The sequence below is a fragment of the Halovenus anhuiensis genome, assembly GCF_037080055.1.
In the GTDB taxonomy this organism is placed as follows: domain Archaea; phylum Halobacteriota; class Halobacteria; order Halobacteriales; family Haloarculaceae; genus Halovenus.
Genome location: NZ_JBAOJI010000001.1, coordinates 396,645 through 416,325, shown reverse-complemented (window position 1 = coordinate 416,325; position 19,681 = coordinate 396,645). Strand labels below are relative to the sequence as shown.

General features: G+C 59.4%; 18 protein-coding genes. 9 read left to right on the top strand and 9 right to left on the bottom strand.

Annotated features, from left to right (window positions below; genetic code table 11):
* Positions 1–16: 16 nt before the first annotated feature.
* Positions 17–2,338: a PAS domain S-box protein gene (locus V8P86_RS02095; RefSeq protein WP_336325582.1), complete on the top strand. Its 2,322-nt coding sequence runs from the start codon at positions 17–19 to the stop codon at positions 2,336–2,338.
* A gap of 111 nt (positions 2,339–2,449) precedes the next feature.
* Here V8P86_RS02095 and V8P86_RS02090 read toward each other — a convergent pair whose 3' ends face one another.
* Entirely contained in the window at positions 2,450–3,463 is a 1,014-nt protein-coding gene (locus V8P86_RS02090; protein ID WP_336325581.1) for an NAD(P)H-dependent flavin oxidoreductase, read from the bottom strand.
* Positions 3,464–3,710: 247 nt separating this feature from the next.
* Here V8P86_RS02090 and V8P86_RS02085 point away from each other — a divergent pair, with 247 nt between their 5' ends.
* Both V8P86_RS02085 and V8P86_RS02080 read left to right on the top strand, forming a co-directional pair.
* Positions 3,711–4,673 (top strand): ring-cleaving dioxygenase, encoded by a 963-nt coding sequence (locus V8P86_RS02085; RefSeq protein WP_336325580.1) that lies wholly within the window; start codon positions 3,711–3,713, stop codon positions 4,671–4,673.
* Positions 4,603–5,877: an iron-containing alcohol dehydrogenase family protein gene (locus V8P86_RS02080; protein ID WP_336325579.1), complete on the top strand. Its 1,275-nt coding sequence runs from the start codon at positions 4,603–4,605 to the stop codon at positions 5,875–5,877. Before V8P86_RS02085 ends, V8P86_RS02080 begins: the two co-directional genes overlap by 71 nt.
* 41 nt (positions 5,878–5,918) lie before the next feature.
* Here the strand turns inward: V8P86_RS02080 and V8P86_RS02075 are convergent, their stop codons facing one another.
* The 5 genes from V8P86_RS02075 to V8P86_RS02055 all read right to left on the bottom strand — a co-directional run bounded on the left by V8P86_RS02075 (position 5,919) and on the right by V8P86_RS02055 (position 9,953).
* Complete coding sequence (locus V8P86_RS02075) at positions 5,919–6,764, bottom strand: VOC family protein (RefSeq protein ID WP_336325578.1); 846 nt, start codon at positions 6,762–6,764, stop codon at positions 5,919–5,921.
* A gap of 268 nt (positions 6,765–7,032) precedes the next feature.
* On the bottom strand, positions 7,033–7,344 hold the full coding sequence (locus V8P86_RS02070; protein WP_336325577.1) for an AzlD family protein: 312 nt from the start codon (positions 7,342–7,344) through the stop codon (positions 7,033–7,035).
* Complete coding sequence (locus V8P86_RS02065; RefSeq protein WP_442909344.1) at positions 7,337–8,074, bottom strand: AzlC family ABC transporter permease; 738 nt, start codon at positions 8,072–8,074, stop codon at positions 7,337–7,339. The genes V8P86_RS02070 and V8P86_RS02065 overlap by 8 nt, the downstream gene beginning before the upstream one ends.
* Before the next feature lie 116 nt (positions 8,075–8,190).
* Complete coding sequence (locus tag V8P86_RS02060; RefSeq protein ID WP_336325576.1) at positions 8,191–8,550, bottom strand: DUF7347 domain-containing protein; 360 nt, start codon at positions 8,548–8,550, stop codon at positions 8,191–8,193.
* 521 nt (positions 8,551–9,071) lie between these two features.
* Complete coding sequence (locus tag V8P86_RS02055) at positions 9,072–9,953, bottom strand: SDR family oxidoreductase (RefSeq protein ID WP_336325575.1); 882 nt, start codon at positions 9,951–9,953, stop codon at positions 9,072–9,074.
* A gap of 629 nt (positions 9,954–10,582) precedes the next feature.
* On the opposite strand from V8P86_RS02055, the gene V8P86_RS02050 reads away from it, so the two are divergent.
* Positions 10,583–11,014, top strand: coding sequence for a universal stress protein (locus V8P86_RS02050; protein WP_336325574.1), 432 nt, complete (start codon positions 10,583–10,585; stop codon positions 11,012–11,014).
* Here V8P86_RS02050 and V8P86_RS02045 read toward each other — a convergent pair.
* From V8P86_RS02045 to V8P86_RS02035, 3 genes are all read right to left on the bottom strand, one after another.
* Positions 11,011–12,222, bottom strand: a complete 1,212-nt coding sequence (locus V8P86_RS02045; RefSeq protein WP_336325573.1) for an inorganic phosphate transporter — start codon at positions 12,220–12,222, stop codon at positions 11,011–11,013. The two genes, V8P86_RS02050 and V8P86_RS02045, sit on opposite strands and share 4 nt — an antisense overlap.
* Before the next feature lie 151 nt (positions 12,223–12,373).
* Positions 12,374–13,798, bottom strand: coding sequence for an FAD-dependent oxidoreductase (locus tag V8P86_RS02040; protein ID WP_336325572.1), 1,425 nt, complete (start codon positions 13,796–13,798; stop codon positions 12,374–12,376).
* Positions 13,799–13,867: 69 nt separating this feature from the next.
* A complete protein-coding gene (locus V8P86_RS02035; RefSeq protein ID WP_336325571.1) occupies positions 13,868–14,128 on the bottom strand; it encodes a MarR family transcriptional regulator in 261 nt (86 codons plus the stop codon).
* Positions 14,129–14,312: 184 nt separating this feature from the next.
* On the opposite strand from V8P86_RS02035, the gene V8P86_RS02030 reads away from it, so the two are divergent.
* The 5 genes from V8P86_RS02030 to V8P86_RS02010 all read left to right on the top strand — a co-directional run bounded on the left by V8P86_RS02030 (position 14,313) and on the right by V8P86_RS02010 (position 19,594).
* Complete coding sequence (locus V8P86_RS02030; protein ID WP_336325570.1) at positions 14,313–16,454, top strand: plastocyanin/azurin family copper-binding protein; 2,142 nt, start codon at positions 14,313–14,315, stop codon at positions 16,452–16,454.
* 53 nt (positions 16,455–16,507) lie between these two features.
* Positions 16,508–17,371, top strand: a complete 864-nt coding sequence (locus tag V8P86_RS02025) for an SDR family oxidoreductase (protein ID WP_336325569.1) — start codon at positions 16,508–16,510, stop codon at positions 17,369–17,371.
* Positions 17,372–17,399: 28 nt separating this feature from the next.
* A complete protein-coding gene (locus V8P86_RS02020) occupies positions 17,400–18,392 on the top strand; it encodes a patatin-like phospholipase family protein (protein WP_336325568.1) in 993 nt (330 codons plus the stop codon).
* A gap of 10 nt (positions 18,393–18,402) precedes the next feature.
* A complete protein-coding gene (locus V8P86_RS02015; protein WP_336325567.1) occupies positions 18,403–18,852 on the top strand; it encodes an HTH domain-containing protein in 450 nt (149 codons plus the stop codon).
* Positions 18,853–19,222: 370 nt separating this feature from the next.
* Positions 19,223–19,594, top strand: a complete 372-nt coding sequence (locus tag V8P86_RS02010) for a hypothetical protein (protein ID WP_336325566.1) — start codon at positions 19,223–19,225, stop codon at positions 19,592–19,594.
* Positions 19,595–19,681 lie beyond the last annotated feature (87 nt).

Here is a 19,681-nt window from a genome sequence, read left to right as displayed (position 1 = left end):
TTGCGGGCGATTCATAATGAGTAGTGAACTGAACCCTGTTGGCTTCTCACCTACCGAGATTCGAATCCTACACGTTGACGATGATTCAGAACTGGCCGACATCGTTGCGACGTTCCTCGAACGAGAATACGAGTGCTTCGACATTGAGATGGTAATCAACGCAGAGGACGCGTTAAATCGCCTCTCTGAAGCTACGTTCGACTGTATCATTTCCGATTACAGTATGCCCGGGCGCAACGGCATCGAGTTGCTCGAAGCTGTCCGCACGGACCATCCTGACCTCCCATTTATTCTGTACACGGCCAAGAGCGCAGAGAGCGTCGCTAGCGAGGCAATCTCTGCCGGGGCCACCGACTATTTCCAAAAAAAGACTGGAACAGAACAATACCAGCTTCTGGCGAACCGAGTCCGGACTGCGGTCGAGCACCGTAACGCGACAGAAGCTTGTCGTGAAATTGTCACAAACCTCCCCGGTGGGATTGCAATCCACGACCCAGCCACCGGCGAATTTACCGATATGAACGCCGAATTTGCCTCCTTGTTCGGCTACGGGCGGGAGGAGTTACTGGCTGCCGGTTTTGAGACGATTCTTTCCGATGAGTCTCCCTTTACCGGAGAGCAAGCCCGGGGGCACATTCACGAGACCGTCACCCGAGGCCCACACAATCTGGAATGGCTCGGGGTCACCACTGATAACGACCGACTCTGGGTAGACGTCTATCTTACTTCCGTTCGCATCCAGGGTACCGAGCGAGTTCTGGCCGTCGTTCGTGACATTACCCACCACAAGGAGCGTGAGCAACGACTCAAAACACTCAACGACGTTACCAATAACCTGTTACACACTGAAAGTCGCAAGCACGTCGCCGAGAGCAGTGTTACGGCGGCTCGTGACGTGTTGCGGTGTGAGACGAATGCGGTCCATCTGTTTGACGACGAGAAATCCGGACTCGCGCCGGTCGCGCAGACGAAGGGGATGGCCGATATCGTGCCGGATCCGCCGACATTCACCGGCGGAGACAGCATCGCATGGCGAGTGTACCAGCAAGGCGAGTCACTCGCGCTTACCGATATCCACGAAGATCCGGATATCCACAATCCAAACACCGATCTACAGAGCGAACTTTATCTACCGCTCGGCGACCACGGCATCCTGACAGCTAGTTCCAAGACGCCCGGCGCATTTGATCAGCAAGATGTCGTGTTCGGGGAAATTCTGGCCGATACGATCACTGCGGCGTTGGGGCAAGCCGACCGGACCGAACAACTCCGTTCCCGCGAACAGGAACTCGACGCGGCAAACACACTTCTGACGACACTGTTCGAGACACTACCCGTTGGCGTCACGATTCTCGATGCCGATGGAACGATCGCACAAGCGAATCAGTGTGCCGAAGAGGTACTCGGACTCACCGAACCAGAGGGGACCGGACTAACCTACGATGACCCGGAGTGGGAAATCATCGACAAAGACGGCGAGCCGATTCCGGATGACGACCTCCCGTTTGCGGGGGTGAGAGAGACCGGTGAGCCTGTCCACGGCTACGAACATGGAATCAGATGGCCCGATGGCGAGGAACGGTACCTCTCGGTCAGTGCGACGCCGCTCACGGCCGATACTGAGACGACAGACCAGGTCGTCGCAGTAATCAGTGACATCACGGAGCAACGCAATCGAGAGGAATCTCTCAGACAACAAAAAGAACGCTTGGCCGAATTCGCCAGCGTCGTGTCGCACGACCTTCGGAACCCACTTAGCCTGATCGAGGGACGGCTCGAACTCGCGCGTAATGAATCTGATAATGATCACCTCGCAGTTATCGAAGACGCACTCGATCGGATGAACCGAATTATCGACGACATGCTGTGGCTCGCCAATGAGGGACAGGAGATTGGCGAGACCGAGGCAGTAACGGTCAAGGGTGTGGCAGAAGCCGCGTGGACGATTACGGCAAACGATCGAGAGGGGGCGGAGCTGATATTCGCCGACGATAGCTCGGAACCAAAAGATTCCGTCCGCGCCGATGAGGATCGACTCATGCAACTACTCGAAAACCTGTTCCGGAACGCGATCGATCACTGCGGTCCAGACGTGACGGTTCGGTTCGAGATGACAGACACAGGCTTTGTCGTTGAGGACGACGGTCCGGGAATCCCTGAAGAGATGCGTGATCGAATATTTGAATCTGGTTACTCAACCGCCAGGGGAGGTACCGGATTCGGACTCCGGATCGTGAAGCAGGTGGCTGACGCCCACGGCTGGGAGATCAGTGTCGCTGACGGCTCGAAGCAGGGAGCACGGTTCGAGATTACCGGCGTCGAGTTCACAACTGAATAGCCTCACTGTCGACTCGTACCGACAACTTCGGGTATACGAGGGCAGTTGGAGAAAACCGTCGGCACGTCTGGCAGGCGTGCTGCGGGGAACCGGGCCTAGAGCTGCGAATAGCTAGTCGACAATACGCGAAAGCTGTGTGATACAGGATTCGGCTTCTGCGACCAGCTGCTCGACAACGTCGGCAGCCGGAATGACATCGTCTGTCTGGCCGCTACTCTGGCCTGCATAGAGAGCGAGCGCCTCGAGGTTGCCATTGCTGCCTGCCACCGGTAGATCCGTGCTATAGCGCTCGATCGGATGTCCGGTCGGGGATTCTGCGACGGTTTCGCCTTCACCCGGTCGCTCGCCGGATGCTGGGCGGTCGGCCGACTCCCAGTCTTCGATGGTGCTATTGCGGAGCGTTCGGTGTGGCGTCCCCTCCCAACCGCTGTCGAATAGCTCCGAATGTACCGTATCAGTTTCGTCCGCTTCGACGATTCGCTCCCGGTAGAGTGATTCGACAGCGGCCTCCTCGGTCGCAACGAACCGGGTGCCCAGCCAGGCGCCATCAGCCCCGGCGGCGAGAACGGCCGCGACGCCGCGACCGTCGGCGATTCCACCGGCTGCAACGATCGGTACGTTGACTGCGTCGGCGACGGATGGGACGAGAGGGAGCGTCGCAACCTCACTCTGGATATGACCGCCAGCCTCCCAGCCCTGCGCTACGACCACGTCCGCGCCGGAATCGACGGCTTCCCTCGCCTCGTCAGCGCTCCCGACCGTTACGAGCGCGAGCGCATCCGCGTCATGAACGCGGTCAATATATTGTGTCGCGTCACCGAAGGAAAACGAGACCGCGGGAACTCCCGCCTCGAGAACTGCCTCGAGATGTACCTCGGTTGGGATTTCTTTCGCCTCGGGGTCCAAGACGATATTCACGGCGAATGGTGCGTTGGTCAACTCATGGGTTCGCTCGACAAATTCGGCGGCCTTCTCTGGCGACCGCCATGTAACCGCGAGCATGCCGAGGCCGCCGGCGTTCGACACCGCTGCGGCAAGTTCTGGCTGGGTCGCGCTGCCGATTGGAGCCTGTACGATGGGATAGTCGATTCCGAGCCGTTCACAGAGAGACGTCGAGAGACTCATGGCTGGTTTCCTCGAACAAGACCCCGAACTGTTTCCATCGAAGATGACATCCGTGGCTCTCCGGCGATGATCCGTTTGCCGTTCGACTCTCGTGGACATTCCAGATGCCAACTCATCATCCCAATTCTTTCGAGAGGGATTTTATAATGTCTTGGCGACATGTATGCCGGCGAGTTGTCCTAGCGTTACCTGGTCACATAAGTGTCTGGAAAACGATATGTTTGTCCGTCTGCTACTGGGACACACAATGTCGTCGACAACATCTGGCCTTCATCACGTGACCGCGATCGCGGGTGATCCGGAACGTAACGCCAAGTTCTACGTAGACACACTCGGACTGCGGTTCGTCAAACGGACCGTCAACCACGACGATAACAAGACGTACCACTTCTACTTCGGTGATCAAGAAGGGACACCCGGAACGAACATTACGTTCTTCCCGTGGACTGATCACGGTCGTCAGGGGGAGTTCGGTGCAGGACAGACCCAAGATACGGCCTACCTCATCCATCCGCAGTCAGTCGAGTACTGGGTTGATCGTCTCGAATCCAAAGGCGTAGACGTTGACCGTAGCGAACGGTTCGGGGAGACCGTTCTCCAGTTCGACGATCCGGACGGAATCGGACTCGAACTCGTCGCTTCGGACTCGGCTGCAACTGCCGATGCGAAGCCGTGGGAAGAGAGTCCAGTCCCGAAAGACCATCAGCTCCGTGGGTTTCACAGTGTCACCCTGGCCGTCGCGGAGTACGGACCAACCGAATCGATCCTCACAGAGGTTCTTGGGTTCGAACTGGAGGCTGAGGCTGACGGGAGACGACGCTACGTGGTCGGCTCCGGCCCCGCATCGACCGTCGACCTCGTTCAAATCGACGCGGGACGTGGGCAGATGGGCGTCGGAACCGTCCACCACGTCGCGTTCGAGGCGACTGACGTCGAAGAGCAAGAACACTGGCGGGATGCGCTTAGTTCTCACGGACAAAACGTGACCGAGGTCATCGATCGGAAGTACTTCCACTCGATTTACTCCCGCGAACCGGGGGGCGTTCTCTTCGAGATTGCAACGACTGACCCTGGATTCACCGCCGATGAGGAGGTGGACGAACTGGGATCGAGGTTGACTCTTCCGGAGTGGCTGGAAGATGAGCGCACACAGATCGAAGCACAACTCCCCGAGTTCGATCCGACGACAGTCGGAGCCGGAGAGAACTGACGTGAGCCAGGGCACCCAATCTCGGTTCGAGTACGAGCCCGCAGTCCTCAGATTCGGCACCGGAACTGTCGAGAGGCTTGCGGATGAACTCGCCGAACAAGGGCTCGAACGAGCGCTCGTGGTGTGCGGATCAACCGTCGGCAATACAACCGAAGTGATCGACCCCCTTATCGAAGGGCTCGGTGAGCGGTTGGCAGGTATCTTCCCGGAGACGACATCGGACAAGCGACTGGAGACAGCAGTCCGCGGACTCGAAGTGATGCGGAAACACGATGCCGACGTACTGGTCGGCCTGGGTGGGGGCAGCAGCCTTGACGTAACGAAAGTAATCAGCGTCCTCGCTGCAACCGACCGCGAACCGTCCGAAGTCGGACGAGAACTCGCTGAGACCGGATCAGTCTCCGTTCCATCTGGATCACTGACGCCAATCGTGGCCGTTCCGACGACGCTAGCTGGTGCCGACCACTCCAGTGTCGCTGGCCTCACAGCATCCCCTTCGTCTGGTTTGGTCGACGAACAGGCGAGTGGCAGCATCTCTGCCTCCCAGCTGATGCCACGGTCGATTATATACGACCCTGCACTGGTTGCGACCACACCTAAACCGATTCTGGCTGCGTCCGCGATGAATGGGTTCAACAAAGGCATCGAGACCCTGTATGCTCGTAACGCGACCCCGGTGACCGACGCGACTGCGAGTCGAGGGCTTCGATTGCTTCACGACGGATTGCAACAGTTTGGCGAGCACACCGTTGACGAAGCAGTCTTGGAACCCATTGTCGAAGGTATTCTGCTCACTCAGTACGGCGTATCCCGACCTGAGGAGACGACGCTTTCGATTATCCATGCGTTTGGTCACGGATTGACCCGACCGTACGATGTCCAGCAAGGTGCTGCGCATGCGATAATCGCGCCCCAGGTACTTCGATATCTTTTCGAGAATGGTGCGGCTCGACGCGAGGTGCTCGCAGATGCAGTTGGTGTTGCTGAGGGGTCCAACTCCGCCACCTCCATCGTTGAGGCTGTCGAGCGTGTTGGGGACTCGCTGAACCTTCCGACCAGATTACGAGACGTTTCTGGGCCCGACCCTGCACAATTCTCCGAGGTGGCCCAGGCTGTCCGCAACGACCCCTTCATGAGGAATGCGCCGCCAGGACTCGACCCTACGCAGGACGAACTCGAAACAATCCTGAGGCGGTCCTACTGACCACACGCACTCTTTGGGCGCCCTCTTGTTGATTCGGAATGTCAAGTGCTGGCAGTATCCCATCTGAACCGTATCTCGATCTCGTCCGTATCTGTCACAGAGATGCCCTCGTCTGTTTCGGTCACTGTCCACTGACTGGCGGCGAGACGGTCTCGAAGGGCTTCGAGTGCCGCTTGTTCCGGCAGAACCACCTCGAACCAGGATAAGCCGCTCCCGCTGCGCGGTTTCGTTCGATGATGCCACGTGTTCGCCGCGATATGATGGTGATACTGCCCGGCGGAGACGAAGTATGCGTTTGGGAACGCAGTTTTCACCCCGAATCCGAGAGTGCCTACATACAACTCCCTGAATGCCTCGAGTGAGGAGACTTCGAGATGGACATGTCCGATGTCTGTTCCCGCGGGTGCCTGTGTTTCTCCTTCAGCTGCGTCTTCGATCCCATCGATATCGATCGGATCGTTACCGATTCGAATGTTGCCATCGTCGGCGATAGGCCACTCCGCCTTTGGGAAGTCGCGGTAGATTTCGACACTGTTCCCTTCGGGATCTGTGAAGTAGAGTGCCTCGCTGACCCGATGGTCGGTCGCACCGCTGAGCCGCGAGTGTTCCCGAATCCGACCGAGTGCATCACCGAGTGCTGCACGCGAGGGAACTCTGAATGCAGTATGGAAGAGCCCTGCAGTTGGTCCACTTTCCGGGAGTGTGTTTGCCTCCTCGAGGACGAGGAGAGGGGTCTCTCCAGTACCGAGGACCGAGACGGTGGTCGACTGGTCCAGAACACTGAGCCCGACGACACGCTGGTAGAATTCGGTCATCTCCGCGAGATTCGAGACCAGGAGTGCTGTGCGTCCAATCCGTGTGTCTTCTGGGAGTTCGTCTGTATTCATGAGTCAGTAAAGCGAGTGCTGTTAATCGGTTCCTGGCCCTCGGTCGAGGCAGCTCAGGAGGTGGGCCGCCGTGGGTACTGAACTGGCTCGTCACATCTGGGCCCCTGTTGTCGGTCGCACCGGTCGCGAGTACTGTTGCATTCTGGCGTTCGAGTACAGTACTCCGTTTGTTTGTATACCCAAATATAGCTCAGGCAACACTGCGGTGATCAGGTACTGCCGCCCCAACCACTGGTCTCGTACGCAGAGACAGGATCGACGAATACGGTCACAACAGAAGTCTGAATATCTGCACGGCGACAACACCGCAGAGGAGCGAAAGAACGACGTTGTCGCTACGCCACATCACAAAGAGAACGATACCTGCTGCGCCCCATTCTGCTGGGCCAGCACTGATCAGTTCAGGGCCGAGAATAGAGATGATAATTACGCCGGGCAGTATTTCGAGTCCAGATTCAACCCGGTCTGAGACCTCGATACGGCTGAGAAGCCACAGTCCCCCTGCTTTCGTCACGTAGGTCGCAACACTCATTCCAAGGACCACGGCCACGACGAACGGATCCAACTGGAGTCTACTCATCGAAGCGAATCACCTCGACGACACTGCCGGCGACTCCGCCGAGAAGGATGTACCACCGTCCAGGCAGATACTGAGCAGCGAGAATGGCGACTCCAAAGGCTGTAATCCACGGTAACAGACTCGATTTGCCTTCCCAGAGTCCAACTGCAATCGCGATGAAGACGGCTGAGAGAACGAAATCGAGGCCGTACTGTGACGGCTCACCGATCGCGCCGCCGGCGATCGCACCGACAACTGTCGCAACGACCCAGAACGACCAGATAGCGAGCCCACTCCCGAGAAGATACGCTCCCTGCTGGCTCCCGGATTTGAACTTTCCCATGGTCAGTGCCCAGTTCTCGTCTGCGGTGAAAAAGACGCTGCCGTACGCTTTCAGTGGGGTGAGCCGACTGAACCAAGGTCGTAGCGCCGCTCCCATCAACACGTAGCGAAGATTCACAATGAATGTCGTCCCGATGACAGCGATCACGGGGATCGGCATTTCCCATAACTCGATCACAATCAACTGTGCCGCCCCTGCGAGAACAGTTGCGCTCATGAAGGCTGCTTCAGCGACGCTTAATCCCGCCTGCCGAGCAAGGACGCCGAAAACAATCCCGTACCCGGCCACACCGAGTGCAATCGGTACGCACTCGATGAATCCATCCCGAAGCCCTCCAACGGAAAATCGCAGAGACGACTCTCCGGAGGACGCTGTTTGGTGCGAAATATCAGCCTTGTTACCACTCATGGTCTTGACTCCGATAGACGTGACTCTGGTTGGTAGTCGAGCCTAACACGGTCACAACACGGGTAAGACGACGGAATGACCTAAAAGCTCGGAGAATTCAATTTCTCCTCGGCCGCCTACCTCTCTCCGAACCGACAGATCTCTGTCTCGGAGAGTACGCTCCGCATTAGTTTTTCACCGCGGTCAGAAAGCGTATACTGTCCATCCTGGTTCTGAACGAGTTGTTCGAGTTGCCGAAGATGGTAGTTGAATTTCCCTTTATCACTGACTGATGTCGAGTCTCGAAGCGCTGTGTAGGAGAGTGAGTCTGATTGGTTGTACAGGGCGGCAAGAATCTCAAGCCGGGTCGTATTCGATAGTACCTCAAATAGCCCAGTTGCGGCTTCAATTTCAGACTCTTGGAGAAATTCAGCAGACGACTGCGTCGTTTGGTCCCTGAAACTAGCAGTGGACCAGCGCCAGTCTGGTATTGCCATCACTGAATTGTTAGCGATAAGCTCTCATATATCCTGCTCAGTGGTTTTAGTTACCGGACATCTCGGAGTCAGTAATTCGTCTATCGATCTCTTTTGCCTCTAGAGCGGTTCCGATACTAGATGAAAACAGCGCAACCCCAAGAAGCATGTCCGTGGTCGAGGGTTCTCCGAACGCTGTCAGTGCGGGAGATAGTGCGGTATAGAGCAGAGCCACCGCGAACAACAGTTTGATCGTGGCTCCTTGCTTTTTTCCACCGGTTGTCGGGCCGCCGGAGATAGTCCGGAGTACTGCTGGTGCATCCGTCGTGGGTGGGGACGACAGTAATCCTAGCCCTGCGAGGATCCCTATCGCGATGGGGAATCCAATCGCTGGATGTCCGAGACCTCGCAAACCCACTGCGATAATACTAAGCACGACTCCGATACTGTGCAGTACCGTCGAGTAGTAACCGGTCCTCGATAGGTTGTGTATCCAGGACAATGTATAACCTAACATCTATCTGGAATTTTCTGATAATGACTCAGTTTGGAGTGAAGGTCTCGGTGTGGTCGTGAGCGAATTCGGTGAAACTCCCCGGCGGTTCCCCGGTGACTTGGGTAATGTGATCGGTATTCAAGTCGGCAATCCCGTTTCCAAATGCCACCTGAAGACCGACCATCGCGTCTGCTAACCACTCCGGATTTCCCTCGTTCAGAATCGATTGTTTGGCCTCAGCGGGTGTCAACTCCTCGAATTCTACCTGCCGGCCGGTGGCTTCGGTGAGTGCTGCCGCCATGGCTCCGAATGTAATCGGTTCCGGACCGGTCGGTTTGTACACCTGTCCCCGATGGCCTTCGTCGCGAAGGGCATGGGTGACGAGTCTCGCGACATCGCGCGTATCGACAACGTTGATTTTGGCGTCTGCTGGAGTTGCTCGGGCAAACACTCCCTGCGATCGAATCGTCGCTGCGTCATCCAGCAGATTTTGCATGTAGCTGACCGGCCGAACAAACGTATACTCGATATCAGATGCTTCAATTTCTTCCTCGATACGACCGTGCCACCGTGCAATATCCCACGACGTGTCGGGATCTGCCCCAGCAGCAGAGAGCTTGACGAGATGCGTGAGATCGGCACGTTCAGCAGCCGTTACGAAGTTCGATTGCATTTCAGCCATGTTCTCGACGTTCGGTGAGAGCAAGAATGCCTTCTCGACTCCCTGAAGCGCAGAATCGAGTGTTTCCGGAACCATAAAATCGCCTTTGACTACCTCTACATTCTGATTCTCGCCCAAATCGACGCTCTCCGGATTGCGCGTCATCGCCCTCACTGATACGTCAGTTTCTGCGAGTAGCTGAACTACTACGGACCCAATGTTCCCGGTGGCACCGGTCACGAGCACCGTCGAATCTTGCAACGCCATTTCGTTCTCTAATTAGCCATTGAACTAATATATAGTTCTGGCAACAATAGCGCAACCAGGTGACGGGGACCCAACTACTTGCTTCTCATCGCGATTATTGTGGTTGTTTTCGTGGCTACGTCACAGATTACGGTGTGGGATTTGCGTTTTGTGCTGGCATGGTGGGAAAGACCTGTGATAATCACTGTCACTGCACACGATTACTGGTCGCGGACGACCAGCACTGGTTGAGAAAATCGCTCGACGACCTGAGCCGGTGTTGGCCAACAAATGCGTTCGCGAAGCGACGGTTCAGACTCTCCAACGCACAGCATCTCGTACTCTTCGACAGCCGCGGCGATAGCTCCTCAGTCACTAGCAGTATTTACTGACGCTTTCGTCCTTGATTGCATCAGCTGGCTTCTTGACAGTCTGCTACTAGTAGTTATCCAGTGTTGTCGGGCTTGACGACGAGCATCTCGCCGTGCTGTTCCTGCTTACGGGTTCCCTCGAAGACGGTCGTACGACGGCCAGCGATCACGTGGGCCTGTTCGGACATAGGGCGGCTGGCCCCGCAATCGCATGTAAGCATACGTCTCTCTGGCCTGGGTGACCGCTGCCGATATGTACCATCGGATGCAACTCGTCGTATGGCTCCATCGCACGTCCTCGTTCCACTCGATGGTTCTCCCCTCGCCGATGCAGCACTCGACGAGGCGCTGGAACTTTTCGACTGTCGTCTGACGGTGCTGAACGTGGTGACGCCGCTCGACGTGAGGATGAGCGAGGGCGGCGTGCTCGACGCCGGCGAGGACCGCCGCGAAAGCGCACGTGAGCGGGCCGACCACATCGTCGAGGCGGCAACGACGCGCGCTGCCGAGGCCGAGCGAACGATCGAGACAGCCGTCGAGACCGGCGACCCGGCCGAAACCATCCTCGCGTACGTCGACGCACACGATGTCGACCGGGTCGTGATGGGTGGCCACGGCGGCGAGCGGAGCAGTATCGCCCGCCGATTGCTCGGGACCGTTGCGACGACTGTCGTCGGCGAGGCTCCGGTGACTGTGACTGTCGTCCGCTAAACTCCGCCGCCGAGTACCGCGGCAAAGACTCTGTACAACCCGAATCCGACCGCGATCGAACTGACCAGCGTGATCACCCAGAACGTGAGCGTCACGCCGATTTTCCGCCGCGAGACGCCCGCCGAGCCACCAGCGAGGCCGCCGCCGATCACGCCAGAGATGATGATGTTGTTGAACGAGATGGGGATTCCCAGCGCGATGGCTAGCTGTGCGATGATAAAGCCGGGCACGAGCGCGGCGATGGAGCGGCGGACGCCCAACTGCGCGTACTCCCGGGAGGTCGCCTGGAGCAGTTTGGGTGCGCCCATCCACGCGCCGACGAGGATGCCGGTCGCACCGAGAGCGAGCAGCACGATTCCGGGCAGGCCGAGTTCGGTCCCGTAGAGGTTTTCGAGCGGACCGGTCGCCAATCCAACCTGGCTGCCGCCGCTGGAGAAGGCGACGACACTCCCGAGGACGACGAGAAAGGCCCGGATTCCTCCTTCTGCGGACTCTTCTGTCCGTCGGCGCATGATCGAGAAACTCACCGCCGCGACGGCCAGCGTTACGAGCACCAATAGCGGATCGATCCCGGCGACTGTCGGTGTCTCGACCTGTCTCGCGAAAAACGACCCGATGGAACTCTGATCGACCCCTGGAGGAGAGGGAATGATCGTCAGTTGCACGTTCGCGATGATACCGCCAACGATTGCCGCCAGCAACGGGACGCTGGTGGTCTCGGGAATATCGTCGCGCCGGAGTAGCGTCGCGGTCAGATAGGCGAGTCCGCCCGACACAGGGGGGACGAGCACCCAGAATATCGCGATTTGGCGGTAGGTGTCGATGGCGGGATCACCGCCCAGCGAGAGTCCAACGCCGACCATCGCCCCCGTCGTGGCGAACGCTGCGGGCACTGGATAGCCGGTGTAGACGCCGATGACCATGAACGTCGTCGCGGTCAGCAGGCCCGCCGTCGCTGCCAGCGACGTGATCTGTACGCCGTCGATGAGGCCCGCACCGACTGTTTCGGAAATTGCTCCGCCCTGTGCCAGTGCACCGAGCGCAGCGAGAATCCCGACGAGAAAGGCCGCCCGCATCGTCGAGATGGCGTTGGCACCGATAGCGGGGGCGAAGGGTGGCGAGTTGCTGTTGGCCCCGAGGGCCCACGCCGTGGCGAGACTGGTGATGGTTGCCAGTGCGACGAGCGCCCAAAAAACGAGCCCCGGCACGTCACCTCCCCCCACAGCGCTGGCGATGACTCATATCTTTGGCTTCTCTAGGGGCTCGAATAAAGTTTCCTGTGAGGCGATATCCTCCCGGGTCACAGCACAACGTATTGCCTTCGCAGTTTCCGCTCTCGATCTTTCGCCTACCGGACTTTCACCCCGTGAGCGACCCGTTTAGCACTTTTGCCGCGACGAGAATCGGATCCCAGACCGGGCTAAACGGCGGCGCGTACGCGAGGTCGAACCGTTCGAGTTCGCCAACTGTCGTCTCCTTGTGTAACGCCGACGCCAGCGTGTCGATACGGATCGCCGCCCGATCCTCGCCGGCGATGGTGCCACCGAGCAGTTTGCCGCTCCCGCGGTCGGCGGTCAGCGTCACTGTCGTCTCCGCGTTGCCGGGGTAGTAGCCCGACCGCGACCCCGCAGTGATCGTCTCCGAGACGGGATCGAAGCCGGCCGCCTCGGCGCGGTCGTGGTCGACGATTCCCGTCCGACCGCACTCCAGATCGAACGCCTTCAGCACCGCCGTTCCGGCGATATCGCCGACGGGTTCGAGGCCGCCAGCGACGGTCTGGCCGATAGCGCGGCCGGCGCGGTTGGCCGTCAGTCCGAGCGGCACCCACTCGTCCTCCCCGGTGACGGCGTGGCGGTCCTCCGCGCAGTCGCCCGCCGCGTAGATATCCTCGACCGCTGTCCGGCCGTACTCGTCGACTGTGATCGCGCCGGAGTCGCCGAGCTCGACGCCCGTGTCCGCGACGAGTCCCGTGTTCGGCCGGATTCCGATCCCGACGAGTGCTAGATCTACCTCGACTGTCCCGTCCTCGGCGACGACGCGCTCGATGCTTCCGTCGCCGTCGAGGGTTTCGACTTCGGTGTCGAGATGCAATTCGACTCCGGATTCGTCGAGATACTCGACGAGTTCGTCGCCGACAGCCTCGCCGAAGGGCGGGGCCGGACGACTGGGGCGCTGGTAGAGATACGTGTCGAGGTCCCACGCGAGGAATGCCTCGGCCATCTCGACGCCGACGTAGCCGCCGCCGACGATGGCGACCGTTTCGGGCGGGTCGCGCTCGAAGTACTCGGTCATCTCCGAGAGGTCGACGTAGCCAGCGTCGAAAATCGAGTCGTCGGCTTCCTCGGGCGGGGTCAGAAGCGCCCGCAGCGCCGCCGCCGAGTGCATGTGGTGCATCGTGAAGACGTCGTCCAGATCGGTCCCGTCGATGGGAGCGCTGACCGCCCGCGCGCCCGTCGCGATCAGAAGATCACCGTAGGACTGCTCAGCGGATTCGCCGTCAGCCTCGACGCGGACGACCTGTCGGTCGGGGTCGATATCGACGACTTCGTGATTGCGGTGGAGGTCGACGCCGCGCTCGCGGACCTCCGAGGGTGACAGCGAGAGTAGATCGCCGATCGAATCGACCTCGCCTTTCACGTAGTATGGCATCCCGCAGTGAGCGTAGGAGATCCAGTCACTTTTTTCGTAGACGATAACCTCCCGGTCGGGATCCTCTCGTTTGCACTTACTCGCTGCGCTCAACCCGGCGGCGTCGCCGCCGACGACGACGAATGGTTCGCTCATACAGGCCTCTCTCCCGTCTCGCTGGTAAGTGTTGGTGAGAATCCGGTAACCCTCGACTGCACGCTGAGATTACTCTGTCTGTTGCTCCGACTCGGTCAGCGAGTACAGCGTCTTCCGTGCGTCGACGACGGAACTTCTGGAGGTGACGACACCGGCGTCTTCGAGTTCTGAGAGGGCAGACCGGACTGTTCGACCGGCGAGAAGCGTCTGCTCGGCGAGTTGTGGCTGTGTGAGTTCACCTTCGTGTTCGAGCGTCTTGACGACAAGTTTCGCGCTAGGCGGCATCTCCGACAGCGCAGTCGCTTCGTCAGAACGCGACTGTTTTGCCATACATTTCACTGTCGTGGAGGACACAATAACCTTTCCCGGTGATGTGTATCCTGTTTGCACAACCGGTCACACTGGTCCAAACCCCGTGGTAGGCGCGTTCTATCACATAATCCCTTCGCAGATTGGTGTCGTGGACACACGACGAACACAGCATCATACCCCCTACTCTCGAAGGTGTTGCTGTATGACACGAAACACGGGAGAGACGAACCGGCGACGACTCCTGCAGGTGCTCGGTGCCGGCGCAACGGTCGGGCTGGCCGGCTGTGGGAGCAGCGACGACGATAGTTCTGATGGCCAAGACGACGATACCAACGGGCCGAACGACGACAACGACTCGGCCGACCAGACCGACGACGGATCGGGAACGGAGGACGAACAGGTGCCGGGCGCGGATGTCATCGGCGGCCCCGACGATCTCCAGTCCTCCGCGACGGTCGAGGCGCTCTCACTCGACTCCGATCAGGGTGCGGGGCAAAACGTCTTCTCGCCCGCGGTCGCGTGGGTCGAGGAGGGCGCGACGGTCACATGGGAGATTGCGAGCGGAAACCACTCTGCGACCTCCTACCATCCGGACACTGACGCAGTGCTGCGGATTCCAGAGGGCGCCGACTCTTTCGACTCCGGGACGATGTCCGGCGGGACGTTCGAGCATACTTTCGAGACGCCCGGCGTCTACAACTACTACTGCCGGCCGCACCGCGGGCTGGGGATGGTCGGGCTCGTGATCGTCGGCGAGGCTGCAACCGGTCCCGGAACGGCTCCGATCGAAGACCTCGGCAGTTCCGAGAGCACCGGACTGGCCGACCTGCTCGAACTGACTGGCGTCGAGATCGAAGCCCCGACAGTGAGCTACGACTGGACGGACGGGACGTGGGATTCGTACTGGTACTCGCTGTACAATATGAGCACGACGATTACGCTCTCGGGCAACGGGATCATCTTCCCGGCCACCGACCAGCAACGAGAACAGTTCAACCAGCGATTCCCGGCAATCGTCGAGGCCGCCGACGCTGACCAACCGCCGGTCATCGAGCCGAACCTCAACATGGCGCCGTTCACCGAGGGCGATCCGAGGTTCACCGAACAGCCAGTCTTCGACGGCGACGGCGGGCGGCCGGATGCTCGCACACTCATGTGGGACCGGGAGGGCTCGTCGATGACAGTCAGTCCCTCGTCGCTGGCCTGGACCCACCTCAAGGGCATCACCTGGGCGAAAAACTTCGAGGATCACGCCGATATTCTGCCGGCGGCACTCGCGCCTCGGTTCCGGGCGATGGTCCTATCGACGATGGCCCAGGTTGGCACCGTCTTCGCCCTCGTCGGCGAGCAGGGCGGCGGCAATTTCCGGCTGAACGACGAGAACCTGCTGGTCGGCTCTGCGTTCCGGCCGGGCGAGGGACTGGTCGACGAGACGCCACAGCCCCGTCACCATTCTTCGATGCTGTGGTTTCTCTCGAACCTCAACAGCCTCGCACAGGGCGGCTGGTTCGGCTACGAGAACCCCGAGCCGCTGATCCCGTCCGAGAACATCCAGATGCTCACCAACGGGATGGGTCAGACGACGATGAACGCCGTCGATCCCGCGAGTGTAGAGAACACCCGGTTGGCTGGCGAACTGCTCGGCGCTATCGGCTGGTTCGGCACCCAGACCCAACAGGACCAACTCCGAACTGCGGCGGCCGACTACGCCGACGGACTGGCCGGCCGTATCGAGGCCAACCTCGATGATAACGGCCGCGTCGACAGCGGCGCTGCCAACCAGGCCGCCACGCAGGGCGTCGTCGGGCAGGGGCTGCTCTGGGCCTCACAGATCGACGGCGTCGACCACTCAGATACGGCCGATAACGTGCTGGGCTACCTGTCCGAGGAGCTGTACGACGAGGATGCCGGCACCTTCGCATCCGGGCCGGACGACTCGACGTACACCATCACGGCGCGGGACGCGGGCGACATCACCGGTGGGCTGAACGCTGCGGACGTGCTGTTGGACCGCTCGGAGATACAGTCCCAGTACGCCTCCTTCTTCAACCAGACGTTCAATCGCGGCCGCCTCCAGCGGGCCGAGCGGCCGAACTCTCGGGAAGAAAACGCAGAGTACACGCTCCCGCTGCCGCCGAACGCCGGTGGCGAGTTCGGTCAGGCGGCGGTCTACAACCGCGAGGTTGCCTACGACACCGCGGCCGACGAGTGGTCGGTCACCGACGACACCTTCGACACCGAAATGGCGCTGTATCTCTCGAATCAAGAGATCTGGATCAGCCAGTGGGGCGGGGAGTTCTATCAGGGCCGCGGTGTCCCCGGACGGACGGACACGCTGGAGTGACGTTATCGTGCGTTAACTCCGATTTTTATCAGTGACTGTGACGTAGTTCACCTGTGACAGACGACAATTTCGATCTGACCCAGCCAGAACTGAGTCGTGAGGATCTCCTGATCGTGGATGACCCGCGTTTCACCGAGGAGACAGTCGCACTCGTGACCGGTGCGGCCTCGGGTATCGGGCAGGCGACAGCGGTTGCACTCGCCGCCAACGGCCTGACCGTGGTCGGTGCGGATATCGATACCGACGGGATGGAGGAGACAAAAGAGATCGCAGACGATGTGGGCGCCAGCGGACGCATCGAAGCGGTCGAGACAGACCTGACCGACGACGAGGATGTCGGCGCAGTCGTCGAGGCGGCCGCCGACCTCGGCGACCTTCGGTACGTGGCCAATATCGCCGGGATGCAACACATCGACTCCATCGCGGAGTTCCCGATGGAGAAGTACGATCTCTTGCAGGATCTCATGGTCCGGTCGCCCTTTGTGACGGCGAAGAAGACTATTCCGCACATCGAGAACACCGACGACGGCGTCGGCGCAATCGCCAACATGTCCTCGGTTCACGGCCACTACGCGACCGAGCGCAAGCCTGCCTACATCACCGCGAAACACGCGATCGCCGGACTGACACGTGCGATAGCTGCCGAAGGGAACGGGACTCTCCGCGGCTTTTCGGTCTCGGTCGGCTACGTGTTGACGCCGCTGATGGTCAACCAGATCGAGGACACCGCCGAGCAGCGCGGTATCTCGAAACAGGAAGTCGTTGAGGACGTGATGCTTGGACAGGCCCGAACGAAAGAGATGATGACTCCCGCGGAGGTGGCGAACCTCTTCACCATCGGTTTCTCTCGACACGGGAAACACCTCAACGGGGCAGACATGCTCTGGGACGGCGGCTACACAAACACCTACCAATGATCGACGTAGAATGGCAGAGGACTGACAGATGAGCGAGTCGACAAACATCGCAATCGCCTGCCAGGGCGGCGGGAGCCACACCGCCTTCACTGCCGGTGTCCTCGAACACCTCTTCGAGAACTGGGACGACGAGTACGAGTTAGTCGGGATCAGCGGCACTTCCGGCGGTGCGTTCAACGCGCTCGCCGCGTGGTACGGACTGGTAACGGGCGACACTGACGATGCCGCTGGGATTGTGATTGACCTCTGGGATGACATCGCTGCGAACGGATACACTGAACGAGCGACGAACGACTGGTTAAAACTGCTCAATCGCTTCCAGAGCGCGGGCATGCCGTTCCCACAATTTAGCCCGTATCAGATACCCGGCCCCGAGCTGGGGAAGGAGCGAATCAGAGAGATTCTCGAAGCGCATATCGATTTCGACGCCATCCCCACCCACTGCCAGCCGACGAGACCGGATCTGGTCGTCGGGACAGTCGATATCAACGCCGGTGTCTTCGAGACGTTCACCAACGAGTCCGTCACCGTCGATGCCGTCTTGGCGTCGGCGGCGGTTCCGAATCTCTTCGAGGCCGTCGAAATCGACGACCATTACCACTGGGATGGACTGTTCTCACAGAATCCGCCGGTCCGTGATCTGATGCATCAGCCACCGGAGCGCAAGCCAGACAAACTCTGGATCATTCAGATCAACCCGCAGCAACTGGAGAGTGAGCCGACGAGTCTCGACGAGATCGGCGATCGGCGCAACGAACTCTCCGGAAATATCTCGCTGAATCAGGAACTGGGATTCATCGAACGAATCAACGACTGGATCGAAGCGGGCAAACTCCCGTCCGACGAGTTCAGACACACCGAGATTCGCCGCATCGAGATGGGGCGGCGGTACCACTGCTCGACAAAGATGGACAGGGACCCCGAGTTCATCGACGAACTGATCGATCTGGGCCGGGAACGGGCGGCGGCGTTTCTCGACGGAGATCTGAGCGGTGAGTCGGCCACTGATGGGGGCCATTGAGAGTGTAGCTATGACTGGGGATCCAGCCACCAACGATCCGCCGCGGGTCGAATTGTACGTGCGCTCGCTCGCCCCGACAGATATTCGTGACAAACAGGAACAGGTCCTCGAACGACTCACACACCTCGATGCTGACGACACTATCGCTAACTTCGAGGTCGTTGTCTGTGGCGAGACGGTCTGCCCCTCCTCGGTTACCGCCGAGACAAAAATCGGACAACGTTTGCTTGCTCGGCATCGAATGGCTAAACAGTGGGCCGAGAACCGCAACCGAGACCTGGTCGGATTCGAGCAACACGGAACGGACACGACAATCGCCGGAACGATCGTTGCGGGGGTTTCCTTCCCCCGGATGTTGCTCATTGAGTTCCGTGCAGATTCGCCTTCGTTTGTTGCCCCATCGAGAAACGGCTCCGAGACGACCAGCATATCTGATCGACTCGATTTCTACGACGGGTAACATTAGGCTCATGCGGTTAGGAGTACCTCAGTTAGGGATATATGGACGGCTCTAAAACAGGCAGATGGGGCTGCCGAAAACAACTGCCGAACCCCAACCGCTCGGCAGCCTCGACTGGCTTCGCGAGTATCTGCCTGTGACCGGAACGGCTCCAAGTCTGTGTGACTGGGTCCACACTGGACTGTTCCGTCTGGCATTCAATTTTTTAGGATGGACTACTCCTGGCGGGCCTGCAACACACAGTCTTTGGATTTGAGCAACTGCGCCGAGAAATGCAGGCAGGGCGAGTCTCCGAACACCTTTTTGGTAACGTGTGTCACTGTTGCATATCCGACTCGGATACTAGTGTGTTCCCATCTTCTGTCACGGTATGGGGGGCGACGAACCACACACCTCTGACCGGACGCCAGCGTGTACAACCACGAGTTCCTTCGCTGACCATCAAATCAGTGATGGCTCGACACTCATCCGCCGCACCTATCACCGGCTGCGCTCGGCACACACCGAGTACCAGCCGACGGAGTCGTTTTTTGATGCCCTTGAGTCAGCCTTCATCTGGGCGTATCTCGGGACGACCGAAGAGCGTGGCGTGCCGGAACACGTCGCGGCAGCGATAGACGATGCCCGCGCTCATACGAAAGCGGAGTTCGCGGACCAGCCCAGCGCCGACCTCCGGACGGATATCATTCCGACCTTCTACAAGCACGTCGCCGACTTCCACTGTGTCTACCGGGACGAGTAGTTTATTCGATGCAGCAACTTATCCTCAAAGTATCTCGTCGGAAAGCCTGACAGGCCTGCTTGAACACTTCGGAGAAACTGGGAGCAG

Coding starts and splice junctions, on each gene's coding strand:
- V8P86_RS02050 (WP_336325574.1), top strand. CDS start 10,583: ATGGCTCCATCGCACGTCCTCGTTCCACTCGATGGTTCTCCCCTCGCC.
- V8P86_RS02080 (WP_336325579.1), top strand. CDS start 4,603: ATGAGCGCACACAGATCGAAGCACAACTCCCCGAGTTCGATCCGACGA.
- V8P86_RS02015 (WP_336325567.1), top strand. CDS start 18,403: ATGACTGGGGATCCAGCCACCAACGATCCGCCGCGGGTCGAATTGTAC.
- V8P86_RS02060 (WP_336325576.1), bottom strand. CDS start 8,550: ATGGCAATACCAGACTGGCGCTGGTCCACTGCTAGTTTCAGGGACCAA.
- V8P86_RS02055 (WP_336325575.1), bottom strand. CDS start 9,953: ATGGCGTTGCAAGATTCGACGGTGCTCGTGACCGGTGCCACCGGGAAC.
- V8P86_RS02085 (WP_336325580.1), top strand. CDS start 3,711: ATGTCGTCGACAACATCTGGCCTTCATCACGTGACCGCGATCGCGGGT.
- V8P86_RS02075 (WP_336325578.1), bottom strand. CDS start 6,764: ATGAATACAGACGAACTCCCAGAAGACACACGGATTGGACGCACAGCA.
- V8P86_RS02090 (WP_336325581.1), bottom strand. CDS start 3,463: ATGAGTCTCTCGACGTCTCTCTGTGAACGGCTCGGAATCGACTATCCC.
- V8P86_RS02020 (WP_336325568.1), top strand. CDS start 17,400: ATGAGCGAGTCGACAAACATCGCAATCGCCTGCCAGGGCGGCGGGAGC.
- V8P86_RS02065 (WP_442909344.1), bottom strand. CDS start 8,074: ATGAGTGGTAACAAGGCTGATATTTCGCACCAAACAGCGTCCTCCGGA.
- V8P86_RS02095 (WP_336325582.1), top strand. CDS start 17: ATGAGTAGTGAACTGAACCCTGTTGGCTTCTCACCTACCGAGATTCGA.
- V8P86_RS02010 (WP_336325566.1), top strand. CDS start 19,223: ATGGGGGGCGACGAACCACACACCTCTGACCGGACGCCAGCGTGTACA.
- V8P86_RS02035 (WP_336325571.1), bottom strand. CDS start 14,128: ATGGCAAAACAGTCGCGTTCTGACGAAGCGACTGCGCTGTCGGAGATG.
- V8P86_RS02040 (WP_336325572.1), bottom strand. CDS start 13,798: ATGAGCGAACCATTCGTCGTCGTCGGCGGCGACGCCGCCGGGTTGAGC.
- V8P86_RS02030 (WP_336325570.1), top strand. CDS start 14,313: ATGACACGAAACACGGGAGAGACGAACCGGCGACGACTCCTGCAGGTG.
- V8P86_RS02070 (WP_336325577.1), bottom strand. CDS start 7,344: ATGAGTAGACTCCAGTTGGATCCGTTCGTCGTGGCCGTGGTCCTTGGA.